The sequence below is a fragment of the Reichenbachiella sp. genome (genome assembly GCF_965223055.1).
In the GTDB taxonomy this organism is placed as follows: Bacteria; Bacteroidota; Bacteroidia; order Cytophagales; family Cyclobacteriaceae; genus Reichenbachiella.
Genome location: NZ_CBDCVM010000011.1, coordinates 485923 through 507898, shown reverse-complemented (window position 1 = coordinate 507898; position 21976 = coordinate 485923). Strand labels below are relative to the sequence as shown.

The 21976-nt window shown below is 39.9% G+C and carries 19 protein-coding genes; 8 read left to right on the top strand and 11 right to left on the bottom strand.

The window, feature by feature from the left end; translation table 11 throughout:
- The first annotated feature begins 56 nt into the window (after positions 1–56).
- Positions 57–1412 (top strand): NADP-specific glutamate dehydrogenase, encoded by a 1356-nt coding sequence (gdhA, locus tag ACOQO5_RS13560; protein WP_420582231.1) that lies wholly within the window; start codon positions 57–59, stop codon positions 1410–1412.
- A gap of 294 nt (positions 1413–1706) precedes the next feature.
- Positions 1707–3335, top strand: coding sequence for a S41 family peptidase (locus ACOQO5_RS13555; RefSeq protein ID WP_420582230.1), 1629 nt, complete (start codon positions 1707–1709; stop codon positions 3333–3335).
- Here the strand turns inward: ACOQO5_RS13555 and ACOQO5_RS13550 are convergent.
- The 9 genes from ACOQO5_RS13550 to xerD all read right to left on the bottom strand — a co-directional run bounded on the left by ACOQO5_RS13550 (position 3332) and on the right by xerD (position 16691).
- On the bottom strand, positions 3332–4504 hold the full coding sequence (locus tag ACOQO5_RS13550) for a hypothetical protein (RefSeq protein WP_420582229.1): 1173 nt from the start codon (positions 4502–4504) through the stop codon (positions 3332–3334). The genes ACOQO5_RS13555 and ACOQO5_RS13550 overlap by 4 nt on opposite strands.
- A complete protein-coding gene (locus ACOQO5_RS13545; protein WP_420582228.1) occupies positions 4504–5286 on the bottom strand; it encodes a hypothetical protein in 783 nt (260 codons plus the stop codon). Before ACOQO5_RS13545 ends, ACOQO5_RS13550 begins: the two co-directional genes overlap by 1 nt.
- Before the next feature lie 10 nt (positions 5287–5296).
- Positions 5297–8497 carry a caspase family protein gene (locus ACOQO5_RS13540; RefSeq protein ID WP_420582227.1) on the bottom strand — a complete coding sequence of 1067 codons (3201 nt, stop codon included), beginning with the start codon at positions 8495–8497 and terminating at the stop codon, positions 5297–5299.
- A 69-nt stretch (positions 8498–8566) separates the two neighbouring features.
- Positions 8567–10471, bottom strand: coding sequence for a PQQ-binding-like beta-propeller repeat protein (locus ACOQO5_RS13535; protein ID WP_420582226.1), 1905 nt, complete (start codon positions 10469–10471; stop codon positions 8567–8569).
- A gap of 102 nt (positions 10472–10573) precedes the next feature.
- On the bottom strand, positions 10574–11326 hold the full coding sequence (locus tag ACOQO5_RS13530) for an NRDE family protein (protein WP_420582225.1): 753 nt from the start codon (positions 11324–11326) through the stop codon (positions 10574–10576).
- A gap of 82 nt (positions 11327–11408) precedes the next feature.
- Complete coding sequence (locus tag ACOQO5_RS13525) at positions 11409–12047, bottom strand: LolA family protein (RefSeq protein ID WP_420582224.1); 639 nt, start codon at positions 12045–12047, stop codon at positions 11409–11411.
- Positions 12048–12128: 81 nt separating this feature from the next.
- Positions 12129–14621, bottom strand: coding sequence for a DNA translocase FtsK 4TM domain-containing protein (locus ACOQO5_RS13520; RefSeq protein ID WP_420582223.1), 2493 nt, complete (start codon positions 14619–14621; stop codon positions 12129–12131).
- Positions 14622–14696: 75 nt separating this feature from the next.
- The gene (locus ACOQO5_RS13515) at positions 14697–15722 is read right to left on the bottom strand and encodes a quinone-dependent dihydroorotate dehydrogenase (protein ID WP_420582222.1); all 1026 of its coding nucleotides are present in this window, start codon (positions 15720–15722) and stop codon (positions 14697–14699) included.
- 69 nt (positions 15723–15791) lie between these two features.
- Positions 15792–16691 (bottom strand): site-specific tyrosine recombinase XerD, encoded by a 900-nt coding sequence (gene xerD / locus ACOQO5_RS13510; RefSeq protein ID WP_420582221.1) that lies wholly within the window; start codon positions 16689–16691, stop codon positions 15792–15794.
- Positions 16692–16813: 122 nt separating this feature from the next.
- Here xerD and aroQ point away from each other — a divergent pair, with 122 nt between their 5' ends.
- The 6 genes from aroQ (at position 16814) to ACOQO5_RS13480 (ending at position 20001) form a co-directional block, all read left to right on the top strand.
- Complete coding sequence (aroQ, locus tag ACOQO5_RS13505; protein ID WP_420582220.1) at positions 16814–17233, top strand: type II 3-dehydroquinate dehydratase; 420 nt, start codon at positions 16814–16816, stop codon at positions 17231–17233.
- Positions 17234–17236: 3 nt separating this feature from the next.
- Entirely contained in the window at positions 17237–17809 is a 573-nt protein-coding gene (locus ACOQO5_RS13500; RefSeq protein ID WP_420582219.1) for a MarC family protein, read from the top strand.
- 74 nt (positions 17810–17883) lie between these two features.
- Positions 17884–18357 (top strand): ribonuclease HI, encoded by a 474-nt coding sequence (rnhA, locus tag ACOQO5_RS13495; protein ID WP_420582218.1) that lies wholly within the window; start codon positions 17884–17886, stop codon positions 18355–18357.
- Between the two features lie 5 nt (positions 18358–18362).
- Entirely contained in the window at positions 18363–18878 is a 516-nt protein-coding gene (locus tag ACOQO5_RS13490; protein ID WP_420582217.1) for a hypothetical protein, read from the top strand.
- A gap of 2 nt (positions 18879–18880) precedes the next feature.
- Complete coding sequence (locus tag ACOQO5_RS13485; protein ID WP_420582216.1) at positions 18881–19429, top strand: GNAT family N-acetyltransferase; 549 nt, start codon at positions 18881–18883, stop codon at positions 19427–19429.
- On the top strand, positions 19426–20001 hold the full coding sequence (locus tag ACOQO5_RS13480) for a HutD family protein (protein ID WP_420582215.1): 576 nt from the start codon (positions 19426–19428) through the stop codon (positions 19999–20001). Before ACOQO5_RS13485 ends, ACOQO5_RS13480 begins: the two co-directional genes overlap by 4 nt.
- 25 nt (positions 20002–20026) lie before the next feature.
- Here ACOQO5_RS13480 and ACOQO5_RS13475 read toward each other — a convergent pair whose 3' ends face one another.
- Both ACOQO5_RS13475 and ACOQO5_RS13470 read right to left on the bottom strand, forming a co-directional pair.
- The gene (locus ACOQO5_RS13475; protein WP_420582214.1) at positions 20027–21328 is read right to left on the bottom strand and encodes an IS3 family transposase; all 1302 of its coding nucleotides are present in this window, start codon (positions 21326–21328) and stop codon (positions 20027–20029) included.
- A 43-nt stretch (positions 21329–21371) separates the two neighbouring features.
- Positions 21372–21932 carry a hypothetical protein gene (locus ACOQO5_RS13470; RefSeq protein ID WP_420582213.1) on the bottom strand — a complete coding sequence of 187 codons (561 nt, stop codon included), beginning with the start codon at positions 21930–21932 and terminating at the stop codon, positions 21372–21374.
- Positions 21933–21976: the final 44 nt, after the last annotated feature.

Genomic DNA, 21976 nt, shown 5'->3' with positions numbered 1-21976 from the left:
TATGCGCGAGAATTACCTAATATTGACTCAGATTTATAACCCAAAAATGTAATTCCATGTCAAAGAACATGTCACAGGCTGTTGATACTTTTATGAAAAGTATTGAGGCTAGAAACCCCGGTGAAATTGAATTTATTCAAGCAGTTCGTGAAGTAGCTGAAGTGATTATTCCCTTCAATGAAGCCCATCCTAAATATAAGGAAGCCAATGTACTGGAAAGAATGTGTGAGCCAGAGCGCGCTGTAATATTCCGTGTCCCATGGGTTGATGACAATGGTAATTATCAAATAAATCGAGGATTTCGAGTGCAGATGAATTCAGCCATAGGCCCGTATAAAGGGGGATTGAGGTTTCATCCTACAGTGAATCTAAGTATTCTCAAATTTTTGGCATTTGAGCAGGTATTTAAGAATAGCTTGACCACGTTGCCACTAGGAGGAGGAAAAGGAGGTAGTGATTTTGACCCTAAGGGAAAGTCAGATGCAGAGGTTATGCGATTTTGTCAAAGTTTCATGACAGAGCTTTCTAAGCATATCGGTGGATTTACTGATGTGCCAGCTGGCGATATAGGCGTAGGCGGCAGAGAAGTTGGGTATATGTTTGGACAATATAAGAGATTGCGAAACGAATTTGCTGGTGTTTTGACTGGCAAAGGGCTTCAATACGGTGGTAGCTTGATAAGAACAGAGGCCACAGGTTATGGCACTGTTTATTTTGCCGACGAGGTGTTAAAGGCGCATGGACATTCGATCGAAGGGAAGTTATGTGCAGTATCAGGGAGTGGCAATGTGGCTCAATATACTATTGAGAAGTTATTGCATCTTGGGGCGAGACCAGTGACTGTGTCAGATTCTCAAGGTTATATTTATGACTCTGAAGGAATTGATGAAGAAAAATTGGCATTCATTAAAGAATTGAAAAATGAAAAAAGAGGACGAATCAGCGAGTACGCCAAAAAATATAAAAGTGCGCAGTTCAATAAAGATGTGACTCCTTGGCATGCGAAAGTCGATTTGGCCTTTCCATGCGCTACACAAAATGAATTGCCTGAAGAAGATATGCAAACCTTGATTGACAATAAGTGTATCGGGGTATTTGAGGGAGCAAATATGCCAACTACGGAAGGCGCATTGGCTTTGATTAGAGAGCATAGAATTCTTTTTAGTCCTGGCAAAGCCTCAAACGCAGGTGGTGTGGCAACATCTGGTTTGGAAATGTCACAGAATAGCATGAGACTGAGTTGGACCAGCGAAGAAGTGGATCAAAGACTCAAGGATATTATGAAATCCATACATGAGAATTGTGAAAAATACGGCCGTATTGACGATGAGTATGTGGATTATGTAAAAGGAGCAAACATTGCTGGTTATGTAAAGGTGGCTGATGCGATGTTGTCACAAGGGCACATTTAATTTCCACAATAATATTAATCTGATTTGTGGTATGATTAGAACGGATTATCTTTGGCCTTCAATTTAAAATCTGGTTCGATATGACAATGATAATTATAATTGCAGTTTTGTTTGTTGGTGCGGCGATTTGCCCATTTGTACTACCAAATGAAAAAGTAAGTAATCATGAAAAAGACTGGGATACTTGGTAGGCCAGTCTTTTTTGTTTCCTACTGTCAATTGAATTAAGACCCCTTTTTTGGTATCTTATAGATACTTTCCTCGTAAAAGGAATACTACTATATTTCTAGGTCTATGAAAATTCAAAATACTAAAGCCCAAATCAGGCTTCCTCTTTTTTTATCGATTGCCATTGCTGCTGGGATATTTATAGGAGCGAATATGACAAGCTCTACGAATGGTGGGTCTGATTTGGCAAAATCACTTCATAAATTTCGCGAAATTCTCAACTATGTAGATAACAACTATGTGGATGAAGTGGCTACCGAGGATTTAGTAGAAAAAGCCATCACAGACATGTTGGAGGAATTGGATCCCCACACAGCCTATATTCCGAAAGAAGAACAAGAATATAGTCGCTCTCAATTAGAAGGTAATTTTGATGGTATAGGGATCGAATACAACATTTTCAGAGACACCATTTATGTCGTTGCCCCTTTGAGTGGAGGCCCGTCAGAACGTGTAGGATTGTTGACTGGCGATAAGATCATAAAAGTAGACGAAGAAAATGTGGCAGGTATTGGCATCAAGACTAGAGGCGTATTAGACCGGTTGAGAGGGCCAAAAGGCACACAGGTAACGGTGTCTATCTTAAGAAAAAATAATGAAGACCTTTTAGATTTTGATATCATCAGAGATAAAATCCCTCAATTTTCTGTGGATGCATCTTACATGATAGATAAAGAAATTGGATATATCAAAGTCAATAGGTTTACTGCGACTACCTATGATGAATTCAAATCTGCATTGGACAAATTGGATGAGCAAGGTCTGCAAAAATTGATTTTGGACCTGACCGGAAATCCTGGAGGATATATGAGTATGGCCATTCAAATGGCAGATGAATTTTTGCCTGGCGATCCGATGATTGTTTTTACAAAAGGAAAGGAATTCAGATATAACCAAGAACACCGAGCCGGCAGTACAGGGCTTTTTGAAGATCGTCCACTTATTGTTTTGATTGATGAAGGCAGTGCATCTGCTTCAGAGATTGTCTCTGGTGCTATTCAAGACAATGATAGAGGACTAGTTGTTGGGAGGAGATCTTTTGGAAAAGGATTAGTTCAGATGCCGATAGACTTGTCGGATGGATCCGAATTGCGTTTGACGATTTCAAGATATTATACACCAAGTGGCAGGTCTATTCAGCGTTCTTATGAAGGAGGTAAGGACGATTATTATAGTGACATCTACAATAGATACAGTTCTGGAGAATTGTACAATGCAGACAGTATTCACCAGAATGATACATTGAAGTATCAAACAGTGAAAGGACGAACCGTGTATGGTGGAGGGGGCATCATGCCAGACTACTTTATTCCAATGGATACCGCTGGAAATTCTTCTTATCTGAATAAATTATTTACAACTAATGCGATTAGAGAGTATTCTTTGACTTACTCAGATTCTAATAGAGCGGAACTCGAAAGTGGTGGGTTTGATAAATTTTTTGCAGACTTTGAAGTAAGCGAGAAAATGTTGAAAGACTTAGTAGCAGTAGCCGAAGAAAGCGGACTGGTTTATAATGAGAAACAATTCATACATTCTAAAAGTCTAATCAAACTGTATTTGAAAGCCCAGATTGCTAGAGGGGTTTGGAATAACGATGGTTTCTACCCTATATACAATCAGACTAATGAGATTTATATGCAAGCCGTTCAACTTTTTGATCAAGCGGAATCAATTATGAATCAAAGTAACTAAGGCTTCATTTTGGCATATGTAAATCCGACTAATTTGTCCATCAGGTAAAAGGTAATAGCCAGAAAAAAGACATTCAGATGAATGTTGAATATGAAAAATGTGATGCAGGAAAGAATTGTAAGTAAAATCAGATAGCTCATAAATCCAGCTAAATAATTGGCCAACTTGACTGCACCAAAGTATTTGGTGATCCGACTTTCCATATAATCACCTTCTACAAATACCATATAGCTGAAGTAACAATAGCTTAGGAAAAGGAGTAGGAAAAACCAAGAATTAACGTAGGTGTCTCCCGATTGGATATTGAGTATGGCATTGAGCAGTATCAGTGGGCCTGCAGTGATTTCGAATAGCGTTTCGTGCATGTCATTTTCAAAGAAGTCACCTATCACCACTATTTTTCCAGCAACAAAGTTCTGAATATCCTGTTCTGCTAGATAGAGTAATTCGCCCATGTTTACCGGGTTGAAGCCAGCTTCAATATTTTCAATATCCTTTTGAAGCAATCGATAATTCATAATGAAATTATTGGGTGTCCATCGATCTCCAATTTGCACAAAAGGACCAAAGGACTGAGATTGAACTCCACTCAAACCTTCGAATACTTTCAATGGAGTGAGTTTTAGGCTGTCATGATGTAATAATTGATACTTATATACACCATCAAATACACTGCCTATCACATAGTCAGAAAGTCCCCGATTAACTTCTCGAAAAATAGGTGTTTCAATTTCTCCAAAATCGTTGAGGTGATAGGAGATGATCAGGTTGTCAAATTTTTGTAACGTAGTATCCAATCCCACATCGTATGCAGTGGAGTCCAGAAAATGGATATCACAAATAATATACTTGGGAGGGTTTTCTGCTTTCGCTATGGCGTCTAAAACAATGGTCAGTTTTTCGCGGTCGGTAATCACTCTTTGTCCTACGGGAAAACCAAAATCATCCAATCGGTCAATAAGTTGCAGGTCATATGAGGTATTGATCAGTGCAAACTCTTCAGAATTTGGTATTTCTCGATTGGCAAATTTGATTGCGGAAGTACTCCAAATCAATAATTTTTCATCTCCAGCCAGCCAAGGTAAGCTCATGAAATAGAACGTTAAAAGGATCATGGCCAAAGCATTGACCACGATCCCCAACCAGAGAAAGATTCGATTTTTCTTCATTAATTCAAGGCTTGAAGCGCAGCCTCAATGCTCGATGGATCACATGATCCGTAGAGTGAGCTGATAATTTCTTGCATGCTTTGTTTTTGCTCTTCTTGACTTAACCCTGCCAATGAGTTGCTTATGGATTCAAATTCAGTGTCGCTTACTACTGTGAAGTTTAGCGCAGTAATTTCAGTGGATTCTTCCTTGTTACTATCGTAGTAAAAGAGTTTTGTGTTCGACGTTTGTTTTGGATCTATGGCTAAGCCATCTACCGCATAGAACGTGCTCGTGTTAAACACTAAGTTTCCATCTGTAACATCTAATTTTTTGTTGATGGTCTCTTCATTGAAAGTGTAGCTGGCATAAAAAAACCTGGAATCATCCGATGGGTAGGAGGTTGGTGAAACGGCAGTTTCATACTTGCCTCCAACAATTGCAATCGAATTCTCTCCAAACTTTTTTACAAAATCCATTTGGTTGTTGATGCCTCCAGCGCGCGTACTCATTTTGCCTCTAGCCGGTGAAAGAACAGCCGAGAGAGTGTAAGCCAGGTCATTGCTGCTTTCTTGGTTACTTTGTTTTTGAATGACGTACCGTCCTCTAGATGAGCTAAGAGCTGCAGCACGAGCATTTGGCGTTTCAAATTTCAGTTTTGATCCTTCATTCAATTTAGATCCGGATTTCAAATACGTTTTGCTATTGCTGTCGTAGATTTTTCCGATTACATGTATCACTGTATAATTCTGAGCTTGTACGGTTTGCAATCCCAGTGCCAGTATAATGATTAATATTCTCATGATGTTCAGTCTAATAAATTCTAAAATCATTTTTCACGTTCTCCTCACGTGAAGTGGGGATTTGGTTGCCTTTACTTTTTCTAGTGACCTGCTCACCGACCCAAGCCCTCATTTCAGATATCGAATAGCTGCGGTTACGATCGCGATCAGCTCGACGAGTAGTAATTCCTTCAATGAAACTGGCAGTGAATAATCCGTTTTCTGAATTCATACCTTCAGCGGCAAATTCGGTACCACCAGCGGCTGAAATAACCGTAGCACCTGTACCCTTTTTCATGTCACTAAAAAGCGACTTGGACAGTTCCAACGTATTTTGCAATCCAAAACTGTTTTCTTTGAGTTTCACTATGTTACCAGTCGAGCGAAAAGAAACGGCACCACTCTTTTTAGCGGAAGCCGTTACTGTTTGTACATCCTCATCATCCAATTCACCTGAGTGGCAAGTATCCATCAGGAGAATTTTGTTTCTGCAATCAATCCCATCGATCAGTGACTCAATTTGTGCGTAGGACAGACCGCCATTGGCTGGATTAGAGAAATCCATGTTGTTGGTTGCAAAGTAGTAGTTATAGTTTTTGTCTAGTACCCCATGACCAGCTATGAAAATGGCTACTACATCATCTACTTTAGCTTGTGAAATAAAGGATCGGATGGTCAGGATATTGGCATCGGTGGCATCCGCATTTGTCAGTAGTTTAGAATGTACCTTTTCGTACGCACTAGATCCTGATAAAGTTTGAATCATGTCTTGTGCATCTTTAGCAGCAAAAGCCAGATTGTAATCAGATTGCTGATAGTTGGAAACTCCAATACCGATCACGTACAGGTCTGGTTTGTCCCACTCGGCGGTATATTGGATTTCGAATTTTTCTGGAATGGATTCTTGACCCTTAGTATTGGTCGCGGTTACTTTTATTTCATTGATTCCATTGCTCAGAGGAAAGGAAAGTTCTTTCTCAACATTCATTTTTCCTTGTACGGCAATGCCTTTCGACCCGAAAATCGGTACATCATTGGCAAAAACCTGTAGCTGTTTGATCGGGTAGTTTTTATCTGTTGCAGACACATTTATTTTTAGTGTTTTCTGATCTGTTTCTAGTGGAATGGATGCGAAATCAATCCCCACTTCTGGTAAATCAAATGTATTGCCCAAATCAGCTTCTGTATATCCAAGTCTTTTTAATCTTCGGTCGTAGGCAGCCTTGTAGGAAGCTATTAATTTTTTGGGCGCATAACCAATTCTGCTGGCCACAATGTCTGGTCTGTTGTATTTCAATTCCAGTTGCTCAAAAGGGAGCACTTTATTTTCTGCTTTAAAGGCGATGGCTTTCGCAGCACCTTTGGAAGAAGTATAGTACAAATCAGGCGTATAGGTGATGAAGTCATTGTTGCCTATTAAGGCCATACTTATGGCTCTTTTTTTAGTAGCTAAATCATATAGAGCGATCTCTCCGTTTTCATTAGTGGTAATTAAATACTTATTGTCTTTACTGAAAACTGCATCTGTTAACCTTCCGCTTTGAGTGTCAGTGATGTATTCGGCATTTGATTTCTTGACAGTGAGTGTATAGTCTTCCCAGCTGACTTTAAAACCATTCGATTTGTACTTGTCTTCGAATAATCGATAATCTCCTTTTATTTTCTTTTTGGCTTTCGATTCGCTAATGGACCAAATTTTAGCTTGTCCATCTGCAGTAGCTGCATAAATTTGATCATCATCATCAGGATTATATTTTACCCATACCGTTTGTTTTTTTGTTTCTAAAAAGGACCTGAGCTGTCGACCTGTTCTGAAACTCCACATTTTGAAGAATTCAGTATTTACTGCAGCAGTAAGGAACGTTTTTCCATCTTCCGATATATCTATACTGCAGACATCAGAAGATCTGTCAAATGTTCGTACCAGTTGGCCAGTGCTGATATCCCACAGGGTCAAATTTCTGTCTAAAGACCCTACCATGATGTGTTTGCCATCAGGCATCACATCTACAGCCAATGCGGGTTGTACAAAACCCTCCAGGTCTCTGATTTTACGTCCGGAATGGTAATCCCATAATTTGATTCTTCTGTCATTATCAGCGGAAACTACAGTTCTATAATCGGGAGATAATCCCAAGGCGTTTAGACCAAGTCCTGTCCCTTTAATTTCTTTTACTACAGGTGGGACATATTGAGTGGCTTCTTTCTTTCCTGGTTCAGGAAAATCTGCATTCTCAATATCATATACCTTCATGCTATATTTTTCGTTGACAATGACTTTTGTTTGGTCTTGATTGAATACAGCCACTGCTCTAGGGTGACTGGATTGCCATCTGATGGGTCGACGAACTTCTTTGAATTGGTTTTGGTTTTCCGTAAGCTCTATGATTGATATACTGGATGTGCCTTCACTTTCTTCTTCACCTTTGGCAGCTGTGAGTGGTAAGAAAGTATTCTGTGAGATCAATATTTTGCTGCCATCGTTGGTGAATTCTATGTTGCTATAATTCATGATGTAGAAAGTGGTCATGCCCTTACCCACACCTACATTTCCTTTTCCAATATTCATAGCTAGGGCAACAGGTGTCATGATAGCTTTGGCATAAACCTGCGCTGCTCCAGCACCGGCTACATGGTTCAAAGCATCATCGATAATTTTGCCCTTTTCTAAATCTACTAAGAGGAGTTCAACGCCATTATTTTTGTAACCTCCGGAAATGATCCTGGTACCATCAGGTGAGATACCAATGCTCTGAATGGAGGCTTTGAACCCTTTGATTGTTTTTAAAGTATCGCCTTGTAGATTCCATACTTTGAGCATTTTGTCATCTCCACCAGAAACCATGTATTGCTGATCTTTAGTGAACTTCACGGTATTAACGCTGCCTTCATGGGCGTTGATGGTAAGCTTTACTTCACCTGTTTTGGCATTCCAGACTAAGACTTTACCTTCAAGGTCTCCTGAGACTAGCAATTCTCCATTTTCAGAAAGCTCCATACATCTGACGGGTGCGGTATGCGCATTGAATGTGTTGACATCCACTCCAGTCTTGACATCCCACATTTTAATGGATTTGTCATCACTGGCTGAATAAACTGCGCTTCCGTCAGGAGCATATTTTAAGCTGTTTATAGCCGCTGTATGACCTTGCCTTACGATCAACTGGCGTTGTTGAGCATTCGCTAAAAGGCACAGCAAGAAGGAGCTCAATAGGAGATAAGAGCGTAACATAGTGAGTCTGTTTTAAAATGAGAATGACTGCCCCGATTGAATCGAGACAGTCACAACTATGGATTGATTTTATAAAGCGTAGCTGATGATTTGTTTTTTGTCAGCCTTGAAGAATACCTGACCAGAAATCGGGTCAAAGTCATAAATTGGTTCTTTATCACCCAATTGAAGCGTACCTAATTCTTCTCCGGTGGCCTTATCCACTTTTACCAGGCCAGAACTTTTTGCTTGGCCACCTGCGCCTACCCGAGATAGGATCATTTTTATATCTCCTTTGGATTTGGATGCGGTAAATAATTTCTTGGCTTCATCTCCCAGCATGCTAGCTCCTTTGGCTAAATCTTCTGCCTGTTGAGCATACATTTTAGAATAGTAAGTTTCTCCACCATAAGCTGTGCGATGCTGTGACGAAGCAGCTGCTGAACTCGCTGCCATAGCGATCATGGCTGCTTGCCCAACTCTCAGGGCTATTTTGGCTGCCATGCTCATGCCAGGTGCTTCCCAGTATTTTTTCCAGCGAATTGAACCATCTGTTTCAAACATGAAAAGGTTTTGACTAGAGCTGACCAAATAGCCACCATCAACTAACTCTATGCTTGAAGGCACTTCATCTCCTTCGAATTGCTTATCCAATTTTCCAACCAAGACACTGTAGTCTCCAGAAAAGAGATCGACTTCATATAAATCACCATCGATGTACATTAATTCTCTGCCAAGCTCTACTTGATATCTCAAGCTTGGTACATCAAGCATTCCTTTTTTACTCCAGATTTTTTCCCCGTCATATTGAATCACACCTAATCTTCCTTTAGCGTCTGTATACATGATGCCATTTCCAACGATACGATCGATGTTAATTCCAGAGATTTTTTCATCCCACTTGGCTTCTCCTGTGTTTGGGTCAAGTAGTAATAACCTTTTTGCTTTTTGCGTGATGGCTATACCATGGTCGCCGAGGTCGATTACCGTACCATCTACTTTTTTCACTTTCCACTTCTCTGTTCCGGATTTCAGATCATATAGTCGGAGATTCGTATCGTCCTTGGTTACTACACCATAACTCATTGCAGTTAGTGAGGGTACATTTTTCAACTTCAATTCTTGTTCCCAGAATTTGTTTCCAGACTCCATGTCAACTGCAGAGAGGGTGCCACTGTTTTTCTTTTTTTCAAAAAAGTATCCGGTAGAGAGATCAAGGCTTAAGTCAAATTTTTCAAAGGTTTGATTTTTAAGAGAAGTATTATAATCCCATTTGATTTTACCTGTTTTTGCATCCATGCGGGCGATTTTGGTTTTTCCCGGCATGATGATGTCAGAGCCCACAACGAATGGAAAATTTTCGCTGGAAACTGCATCGCTTTCCCAAATTACTTTGGCACTTGGTAATTCTACCATTTTAGTCATTTGCATCCAGGGCGCACCTTTTTGCATATAATCCTGCCAAGTAGCGGAGATAACGACCATTCTTAATTCCGGGATGTATCCGGTTCCATTGTAGTTGAATGTCGGCATTTCTTTTCCAAACCATTTAGTAATTGGCATTTCAGCTTTTCTTGGGCTCATTACCTCTTCACCGGTTTGTATATTGACAATCGCATAATTTTTAAACGCAGCGTTATCGGTATATTTGATTTCAATGAAATCACCCATCTCTGGGTACTCTTCATCTTCAATCACATAAATAAATTGTTCAAATAGGGCAGAAGGGTCTTGTTTTTTGCCATCAGCGCCTTTCACTGCTTTGGCCCCTTTCATAATGTTGTTACTCCAAAGTTTGTTGCCGTCTCTTGAGTCGATACCGTGCAGTCCCATGTCACTGGTTCCGACTAATAAGATGCCTGAATCCGTAACTTTGTTCCAGACGATTTCTTTCTCAAAATCGAGTTGCCAAAGCGCGTCTTGCGCTTGTGCATTTCCCATAATGCAGAGAATGCAGGCAACTAAAATTCCATATTTTAGACTGTAGTGCTTCATAATAATTCCAGTTTTCAGTTTGTTTAGGAAATAAAATTAGAATGATATGAAGCTGAGTTCAATCCGTATTGCTAGGTATATTGAACATAGAATAGAGGGGATTTAAAAGATAAATTCTACCTGATCTTCTTTTTGTCCAAGATGAGGGTAAGTTTTTTCAGCAAAGTTGGTGCTTGTACCTTTTTTTAGAAGAGTTGTTGAGCACCGAGTGCCATAGTTTTCCATAGTTATAAACATGGCCGATAGGGCACGCTCCCATTCTAAAGGCACTCCTGTGTTGGGAAGTTTTATGTCCAGAGCGATGGTTTTGTCCTGTATGATCTTCAAAAGGCTATCAGCTGTCAGTGCGTCATTTTGTATCAATTCACCAAGCTTCTGCTTTCCTGCTTCTACTTTAGGCCAGGGATCATCTAGTAGCGCATTGCTTAGTCCATAAATACCAGGTTCAAGAGGCTTTATTTCGTAATTGATGTTGTTATAATACCAAAGCGAATTTTGGTCTCCAATCAAGAGGTTAAACCCGTTGTAGGGAATTTGTTCAGATTTTAATTTTTCTAGATAGGTTTTGGGTTTATGGTTCTGAATGAGATAATCTTTTGTTAGATCTCCACGAGATGGCGCATGATCGTTGATGTTGGCGATGTCACGATAATTGGTTAGTGCTGCAAACTTTCCAGTTTTCGTTACACCCATCCAGGTACCACCTGCGGTAAGGTCTTTTCCGGCAAGTAGTGTTGGTTGCTCAGGCCAAAGGCTAGCCGCTTGAGTCGGTCGATTGTAAAACTCATCTCTATTCGCAGTAACGATTAGGTCATAACTGGGGTGTTTTTTCCAAGCAAAGAGAATGAGACACATAGCGTGCAATTATAGTCATAAAAAAAGGCTCTGACTGGGATGGTGTCCCTAATCAGAGCCTGAAATATTATTTACTACGGAATTATCTAAAGTCAATTACTTCTGCTTCTTTGTACTTTGCTTTGTCGAAAACAAAGGTTTTATCCGTTATGGAAGCATCTTCTTTAAAGCTTAAAACTTTATATAGATATCGACTACCCGACTTATCAAACACTTTAAAACTCTGAAGTGATTTGTCACTAGCTCCGATTTCCATTCTGATTTTGAAGTATTCTTTTTCACGATCTTCGGGTACTAGGTCAACGACATCGGTAGCACCATTATTCTTAGATTCTGTATAAACGTATTTGTATCCGGTTTTGTAGATATCAAAAATATTTGACAAGGATATTTCTTCTTCCTCAGGATCAAAACTTGAAATGGTCATTTCATTTTCTTCTTTGAGATATGTATAAATATCAGTTCCATCGAAAGTAACTTCTTGCTCATCCATAATCAATTTGTACTTTTCTCCTCTTACTAAGATCTTACCTTTGAATCCTTCATCAATATCATCTCCTTCGTCTTCCATGGTATAAGAAAACTCTGCTCTGAAAGCTGGAATTTTTTGATATTTTTCACTCATTGCATCTAATACCTGCTTGGCTGCTGGATCTTTTTGAGCTACTACTTGCGTAAGGGCAGCTATGCTGAGTATAATTAGGAATTGGATTGACTTCATAATGCGTATTGTTTTAATTTCGGTTGAAATGATGCACAAATTGCACATTTCATGCCAAATATAAAAAGTTAATTAATTTGATTAGAGCCCGTTGAGTTCATTGAGTAGCTGTTCAAGCGAATGTTCATCCGGGATGAGTACCTCACGAGCCTTGCTGCCTTCAAATGCACCGACAATGCCCGCAGCTTCAAGTTGATCGATTAATCGACCGGCTCGGTTATACCCTAGTTTTAGTTTTCTTTGCACCAGTGATGTACTGCCTTGCTGATGCATCACGATCAGTCTGGCTGCATCTTCAAATAAGACATCACGATCTTTAAGATCTACTTCACCTATTGCGCTTTCTCCTTCATCACCTACAAATTCAGGAAGCATATAGGCGGAGTCATAGCCTTGTTGATCGCCTACAAATTCACAGATACGATCTACTTCTGGTGTATCTACAAATCCGCATTGCAAACGTATAATGTCGGAGCCTAGTGATAACAACATATCTCCCATACCCACGAGCTGCTCCGCGCCACCAGCGTCCAAAATAGTTCTGGAATCAATCTTTGAAGTAACTCTAAAAGACAATCGTGCGGGAAAGTTGGCCTTGATCACACCAGTAATTACATTGACTGAAGGACGTTGAGTAGCCACAACCAAGTGAATGCCAATCGCTCTCGCTAATTGAGCCAGTCTTGCAATGGGAGTTTCTACCTCTTTACCTGCCGTCATCATCAAATCGGCCAACTCATCGATGACTAATACAATGTATGGTAAGAATTTGTGGCCCTTGTTTGGATTGAGTTTACGCTCAACGAATTTCTTGTTGTATTCTTTTAGGTTTCTACAAGCTGCGTCTTTGAGTAGATCGTAGCGATTATCCATTTCAATACACAGTGAATTCAGCGTATAAATCACCTTTTTTGTATCTGTGATAATGGCTTCCTCAGTGCCTGGAAGCATAGCTAGAAAGTGCTTTTCAATTTTATTAAAAAGAGTCAATTCCACCTTCTTCGGATCTACCAATACAAACTTCAACTGTGAAGGGTGCTTTTTGTAGATCAATGAAGTCAAAAGAATATTCAACCCAACCGATTTACCTTGTCCTGTAGCACCGGCCATAAGCAAGTGAGGCATCTTGGCCAAGTCGGTCACATAAACTTCGTTGGAAATAGTTTTTCCAAGTACCACGGGTAGCTCGGCACTGCTTTTCATGAATTTGTCTGTTGTCAAAATAGATTTGACATCCACCATTTCACGGTTTTTGTTTGGTACTTCAATACCGATCGTTCCTTTGCCGGGAATAGGGGCAATGATACGAATGCCTAATGCTGCCAGACTTAGGGCGATATCATCTTCCAGGTTTTTAATCTTAGAGATTTTGACCCCGGCCTCAGGCACAATTTCATAAAGGGTTACAGTAGGCCCTATAGTTGCTTTGATACTTGAAATCCCGATTTTAAAATTGATAAGCGTAGCTACAATATTGTCCTTGTTTTGCTCTAATTCTTCTTTGGATACCTGAACATTTTTATCTGGATAGTCAATCAATAAATCTGGAGTAGGATAGACGTATTTCGCTAGATCTAAGGTTGGATCATAATTCTCTAATTTATCCGTAATTTTCTCCTTGGCCTCCGGCTTCTCTACTTCTAGTGCTAAATCATCTTCTTTCCCTTTTTCTATCGGTGCCGTAGGTTTATTCTCTACTACAGGGGCCTGAATCGGTTCAGGTTCTTCAACTACCAAATCCAAAGCAGGCTTTTCTTTCTTTTTGGCAGCTGGTTTTTTTACTTCTACCTTCCATTCCTCAGATTCGCCTTCTTCTTGTCCTGATTCGGCTTCGGCCTCTTCTTTTTCAACTTCTTCCTTTATTGCCGACACTACAGCTGCAATAGTTTCAGATTCGTCTTCTTGTACAAAGTCTTCTTTTTCTTCCTCTTCTAATCGGCTTTCTAAAGGTGGAGCTGTAGTTAAACCTACCATTTGCGTGATATTGAAGAAATAAACCGTAAATACAGCTAAGGCAAATAATAAAAATAGTAGCGTACCCCAACCCATGAGACTGTCCATTAGGATAGCCAATTCAAATCCGGTGCCACCACCAAGAAATCCCCAGATGTTGATTTGCTCAGAATTGATCATAAAGTACCCAATGAAAATACTGATCCACATTAAGAAGAAAATGGTAAACCAAAAGGATTTTGAAATGGGTAAAATCTCTCTATCGAATACAATTTTATATCCGACCAAGAACAAAAAAGGTGGAATTAAGAATGAAGCAATTCCGAAAAACTGATAAATGAAATAGTGCGCAGTATATGCCCCAAATAAACCCAACCAATTTTCTGCTTCAAGTCCCGATGCTTTGAGGCCTGTATCTGCAATATTTCCCATCAAACTCTGATCTGCTTTCCCAGTAAACAAATAAGAAATGAATGCAGTGAGCAAGAACAAACTGAAAACCAAGGTGAGAAACCCTAATGACAATTGAAAGCGACGGTCCTTTAAAAATCCGATAGATATGGAGGGTAACTTAAACTGTCTTTTTTCCTTCGTTTTGTTCCTAAAAGTGTTTTTGGCCATTGATGAGTATTTGGAATGTAAATTAATCAAATTGGGCACAAATATTAACCCATGTATCGATCATTTAGTTAGCGCTTAAGCAAGGGCTTTGGTGATGTCAGAAATCAATTTTGGACCTTCATATATGAATCCGCTATAGACTTGAACCAGACTGGCACCCGATTCCACTTTTTCTAACGCTGATGCACCAGAGTTTATTCCTCCCACACCGATTATTGGGAAAGAGCCGTTAGATTTTTCATGTAGAAAACGGATTACTTCTGTCGATCTGGACTGGACTGGTTTACCACTCAACCCGCCAGCTCCAATAGCTTCGACGATTGAATCATTTGTATTTAGGCCAGATCGGTCTATGGTAGTGTTGGTAGCGATCACACCATCGATTTTGGTTTCGTTTACGATTTCAATGATATCCACTAATTGCTCTTCAGTTAAATCCGGTGCTATTTTTAGTAGAATAGGCTTGGTGGCCGGCCTTTTTTTGTTTTCACCCATCAATGTATTCAGGATGTTGGATAACGGTTCTTTTTCTTGAAGTTCGCGAAGGCCAGGTGTGTTAGGAGAGCTCACATTTACAACGAAGTAATCCACTACATCAAACAACTCATTGAAACAAATGATGTAGTCGTTGACAGCTTCTTCATTGGGGGTGACTTTGTTCTTCCCAATGTTGCCTCCTACCAGGATGTTTGATTTTCTTTTCTTCAGTCTTTCTTTGACTACCGCAACTCCATCATTGTTAAATCCCATTCGGTTGATCAAGGCTTGATCTTTCTTGAGTCTAAACAATCTGGGCTTAGGATTGCCGGGTTGTGGTTTGGGAGTTACCGTACCTATTTCTACGAACCCAAACCCCATCGCGGCAAACATATCTATGGATTCTGCATTTTTGTCTAGTCCAGCTGCCAATCCTACTTTGTTGGGAAAATTAAGACCAAACAGTGAGGTGCTTTGTCCTTTGTTTTTTTGGCCGTGAGCTAAAGAAAACAGCGTTCTACCGAGCGGTAATGCATTGATCAACTTCATCAAGAAGAAAGTCAAATGATGTGCATTTTCTGGTTGGAACAGGAATAGTAACGGGCGGATGAGAATCTTATACATGTTTGAAATAATTGGAAAGCAAAACTAATTTTTTATCAGCTATTACTTCAAGTCAAACTAAGATTTAGTTTAGCTCCTAGGATGATAGTCTCTTACGATTTGTTGCAAATAATCGCGATCTAAATGTGTGTATATTTCGGTTGTAGTGATAGACTCATGCCCAAGCATTTCTTGAACGGCCCTCAAATCAGCACCACCTTCGATGAGATGGGTGGCAAAAGAGTGGCGGAAAGTGTGCGGACTAATTTTCTTATTTAATCCTATTTTGAGAGCCAAGTTTTTGATTATAGTGAAAATCATCACTCTAGTGAGCTGGGCTCCTCTGCGATTGAGAAACACAAAATGCTCATGTCCTTTTTTGATATCCAGATGACATCGGATTTGTTCCACATAAATTTTGATATGCTTAAGCGCCTCTCGGCCAATGGGTACCAAACGCTCTTTGTTTCCCTTGCCTATCACGCGTAGAAATCCAATATCCTCTAGAACACAATTGAGTTGTAAGTTGACCAACTCTGACACCCGAAGCCCTGAGCTATAAAGTGTTTCCAGCATCGCCTTGTTTCTTGGCCCTTCAGGCGTACTCAGATCTATCGCCTCGAATAAAGCATCTATTTCCTGCACATTCAGTGTATCAGGAAGTTTACGTCCTAGTTTGGGGGCTTCGATGAGTTCAGACGGGTCTTTGTCCAGATCGCCTTCGAAGACCAGGTATTTGAAAAATGATTTGATACCGGAAACTATTCTCGCCTGAGAATAAGCAGACATACCCAGTTCGTGAATATATTCTAATAAATCTCTGATGTCCGTGTCTGTGACTTTCAAAGGGCCGTTGTCCTTTTCTTTCAAAGCCAGAAACTGCTCTAACTTCACGATGTCCTGTACATAAGCTTCCACGGAGTTGGGAGCCAGGGAGCGTTCTAGCTGCAAGTAAGATTTGAATTGGCCGATGTAGAATTTCCAGGACATGGGCGAATGTAACGGGTTCTTGATAAAAAATCTTAGTTTTAGTACAATGGAAGTCGGAAGTTAGAAGTCAGAAGCAGAAAAAAACTTCTAACTTCGGACTTCCAACTTCGGACTTATATAAAATGAAAATACTCATTCTCAACGGCCCCAATCTGAATCTGCTAGGCAGACGTGAACCAGAAATTTATGGACACGAAACATTTGAAGATTACTTCGAACACCTCAAGGTGAAATTCACTGATGTAGAGTTGGAATACTTACAGACCAACCACGAAGGGGTAATGATCGATAAAATCCATGAAGTTGGTTTTGATTATGATGGCATCATCCTAAATGCAGGTGGATATACTCATACCTCTGTCGCCTTAGCTGATGCGGTGAAAGGCGTCACAACACCCGTAGTAGAAGTCCATATTTCGAACGTGATGGAAAGAGAGAAATTTCGACATCACAGTTATTTGACGCCGGTATGTGTTGCACACTTTATCGGCCTAGGTCTCGATGGTTATAAAGAAGGCATTCAATACATTTTAAACAACTAATTCATGCAACTCGATTTTACCCAAATATTGTCTGTGTCATTGATTCTATTCTCGGTGATTGATATTCTGGGAAGTATCCCCATTATTATCAACCTGCGTAAAAAAGCCGGAGTAATCCACAGCTTTAGAGCAACTTTTGTGGCCGGCGTGATCATGGTTATTTTTCTTTTTCTAGGAGACAGAATATTAGGTTTACTAGGCATTGATGTAGGTTCGTTTGCCATCGCAGGGGCATTGATCATGTTTTTGATAGGTATGGAAATGGTCCTGGGCATCGAACTGTTCAAGTCTGACGAAGAAGAGGCCAGTTCGTCATCCATTGTGCCAATTGCCTTTCCGCTGATTGCCGGCCCAGGTACGATGACTTCCTTGATTTCGCTCAGAGCGGAGTTTGATCTCACCAATATTCTGATTGGTATTTTGATCAATTTGTTGTTGATCTATGTTGTCCTCAAATCTTCCAGCTGGCTGGAAAAGAAAATAGGACATGCAGGATTCAACGTAATCAGAAAGGTATTTGGGATTATATTATTAGCGATTTCCATCAAACTTTTTAAAAATGGCATAGCCATTTAATAAATGAACAGAGAACAGTGAATAATGATTAACTTTTAATTATTCACTATTCATTATTTACTATATTCTCACACATGACTCAACCTAGCATCATCATCTATACAGACGGCTCATCCAGAGGCAACCCTGGTCCTGGAGGATACGGTACGGTACTATTGGCCAAAGGCCACAGGAAAGAGTTGTCTGAAGGCTTTCGAAAAACCACCAACAACCGCATGGAGCTGTTAGCTGTGATCAAAGGTCTGGAAGCACTGAAAGTCATAAATGCAGAAGTGTTGGTATACTCTGATTCAAAATATGTGGTTGACGCCGTAGAAAAAGGCTGGCTCTGGGGCTGGGTGAAAAAGGGATTCAAACAAAAGAAAAATAAAGACCTCTGGGAGCGCTTTATTCCACCTTACAAGCGCAATAAAGTCACTTTCAAATGGGTGAAAGGCCATGCCGGCATCCCCGAAAACGAACGTTGCGACGAACTGGCCGTAGAAGCGGCCATGGGCTCCAACTTACCTGCTGATCAGGCCTTTGAAAATGGGATTAATGAGTTTTAAATCTTATGAATTATCTATTTGAAGGGGATAATTTTGGATTTACACAAAATGAGCTGCATTTGCAGGGTGGTAATTCTGGTTTTAAAAAAATTGCCTTTCAAGAGATTTCAAAAATTCAAATCTGCAAAGGAATATTAACGGTTAATCCAATTCGGACGTCAATGCTGTGGCTAGTATTGGGGTTTGTTGCTTTTTATGGAATTTACTGGGCATTTGATGAAATTTCTTATGCAGAGATTGATAAATTAAATTCACGAACCATTCGTGGGTACGGAGGTATGCTAGCTTGCGTCGGCTTAGTGATGATTATTGCTGTGATGGCTTTTTCGCTATTAGTATCTAATAGAATTGTAATGAAAGTGCAAACTATCAACGGACATATTGAAGTCCGAAGCTTGAAGGTGCTTGAAAAGAAAAATAGTTTACCAAAGCTTCTAATTTTTTTGTCTAAAAAATTTCCGCCACAAATACTTCAAATTGAATCAAAACTGTTGAAAAGTATCGAATTGCAAAACATTTGAGAATGAAAACCGCCACCCACGAAATGACCCCTGCAGATGCCGAACAAGTAGTAGACTACTTTTCGAATGCGGATGCAGCCTATCTCAATGGCATGGGAGCAGACCAGAGCAAGTTGCCTCCACGTGAAGAATGGATAACAGCGATACAACAGGAGCTAGATAAACCCTTCGAAAAAAAACAGCTGTACTATGTGATTTGGGAGGTGGACGGAAAGGCGATCGGTCATTCCAATATCAACAACATTTCCTTTGGAAAAGAAGCATTCATGCATCTGCACATTTGGGATCAGGAAAATCGAAGGTTTGGCAATGGACTGGAGTTGGTCAAACAATCCATCCCAAAGTACTTTGAGAATTTTCAGTTAGAAACTTTACGTTGTGAACCCTATGCCGGCAACCCTGCTCCTGTGCGATTGTTGGAGCAAGTCGGTTTTGAGTTTGTAGAGATTTACGAAACCACTCCGAGTATCATTTGCTTTCCGCAAGAGGTGAGAAGGTATGAAATGAGCAAAGAGCGATTTTTGTCCTTGGATCACTTCCATAAGTCATGAAGATTCAAATCTTAAAACCAGACCCATCAAAAATAATTAGGTGGGCGAAAGGTACCAGTCAGGAATTGTTTATCTATCCGTCAACTTCTGTCTTTCAAAAAAGAGATTTCTTATTTCGGATCAGTTTGGCTACGGTAGAGGCTGAAACCAGCGATTTCACTCCATTGCCTGGCGTTCAAAGGACTTTAATGTTATTAAAGGGAAAGCATACTCTGACACATCAAGGATGTCATACCAAGCAGCTATCACCCTTCGATCAGGACTCTTTCGAAGGAGGTTGGCATACATCCAGTGAAGGTCAAGCCATCAACTTTAATTTGATGTGTCGACCGGGTGCTTCAGGAAAAGTAAAACACATCAAAGGAAATGCTGAAGAAATGTTGACTTTCAATTTACAAGATGACTTCACCATGATATATCTATATTCAGGTAAGGCTAAAATTGAAAATAAAAATTTTGAGTCAGGCGAAAGTTTGATCGTTGAAAAAGGCAATCAATTGAAATTAATGTGTGTGGAGGCCAGTGACATGATCCTTACTTCTATTCAATTTATATTGACTAGTCCTAAATAAGCGTTACAGATTTTAGGATAAAATATTAGATAGCATCGGGTTTCAACTCGATGCTATTTTTGTTTCTATAGTTTCTGATCTTGACCTTATCTTGCTGGTGCATAAGGGCTGGTGTATTCATCCAACAGCTCCAATGAGGCCGATCATGATTGTAAATATAAATACTCTGCTCAATGAGTTTGTCCATTAGTGTTACATCTGATGTGGTGATCCCTAAGATAAATTCATGTTTCAATATCCCATTCACCCTTTCGGCTATAGCATTTTGATACGGATCATAGGTTTCTGTCATACTACAAGTAATTGCTGCCTCATCAAGCAACTGCTGATAAGCATCGCAACAATACTGCAACCCTCTGTCTGAGTGATGGATCAACATTCGCTCAGGATATATACGATTGGCAATAGCCATATTAAGGGCTGATATTGCACCTGAAGCATCTAGGCTTTTCGATACATCATAGCCCATGATCCGCTTTGAATAAGCATCCGTGACCAGCGATAAATACATCGGGTTTTTCCGTGTTCCAATGTAGGTGATATCCGATACCCATACTTGCTCAGGCCTTTGTATGGAAAGCCCATCAATAAGGTTTTTATGTTTTCTAAATCGATGATGTGAGTCAGTAGTAATATGATATTGTCTCTTAGGTGCTATTTGGAGGTGATTTGCTTTCATAATAGCAAATAGCCTGTCTCTTCCAACTCCCAGCGGCTGAAGTTGGTCATAAAGTAAATGATACAACTTTCTGGTACCGATACGAGGCATTTTCATACGCACCTTTTCAACCATGATTACTACCTTGGTGGCTATTTCTTGCTTTTGTTTACTCCTTCTGATAGAGCGGTAATAGATTTGCCTATTCATCCCCAACAGTCTACAGATCTGGGTTACCCCTTCTTTTTGTTCAACCTTGAATCGATCAACTGTTGGGGTAAAGACTTTTTTTCTGATAGGGAGTTTGAATTCTTCTTCGGCTATGTCGATCATCATATCAAAGAAAATAGCTTTCTTATCTGCGTTTTCAACCTGCTGTTCAAGCTCTTTTTTCTGTTTTTCCAACAGCCGTACTTTCTGTTCGAGTTCGTATAGTTTTTGGTCTTTAGATTTTGGCATCCGAAGTGTTGATTTATTGACCCAATCAAAGTTACCGTATTTCCGAAGCCAATTGGTAACTGTAGAGTGTGACTGAATACCATACTTGCGAGCGGCGGCTTTTATACCTAACTCTCCGCTTTCAACTTCTGACACAACTGACAATTTAAAAGCGTAGCTGTAGTCCTTCTGTGTTCTTTTAACATACTTGTTCTCTGTGAGTTCGTTCATGACGTCGTTTTTTGTGTAACGCTATTTCAGGACGAGACATATACTAGAAATAAAACCCAACCCCCCCGCTAGTAATCATACCTATTGAGCCTTCAATCTGATCACCTTGTTGATATCCCAAACCTACGCTTATATTCAAGTGAAATCCATTCATATAATTTCTTTGAAATCCCCAGACAGGTCCGATGAAATATGAGTTTTCATAACTCTCCTCGTAATAATCTCTTCCAGAATCGTTGATGATTCTATCCATATAATAGCCTGCTGCTAAAGCGACATAATTGCCAGAATTTGGTGCAAGATCTTTATTGACTTTTTTGCGATCATAATAATTTCTAATCTCACCGCTTACAAATGGAGCTATATAAAAATCGTATTTCGTTCCATCTGGTTCTAGAGTATATGTAGAAATACCAGGTTGAATACCTGCTATCAGATTAAAAGAGTGTTTGTCACTTAGCCTTTGTTCTATGGAAATCCCTGGACAAAGGAAGAGTGCCCTTACTTGTGTAGGTTTAAGCTCGGTCGTGACTCGTTCTTGACTGAATGCGATTTGTAAGGAGGCAAACCATATAGTCGCTCCAATGAAAGTTAATTTAAGCATGAGTTTTAAAATATTCGGTTTCAAAAACAGGACACCTTACTTCT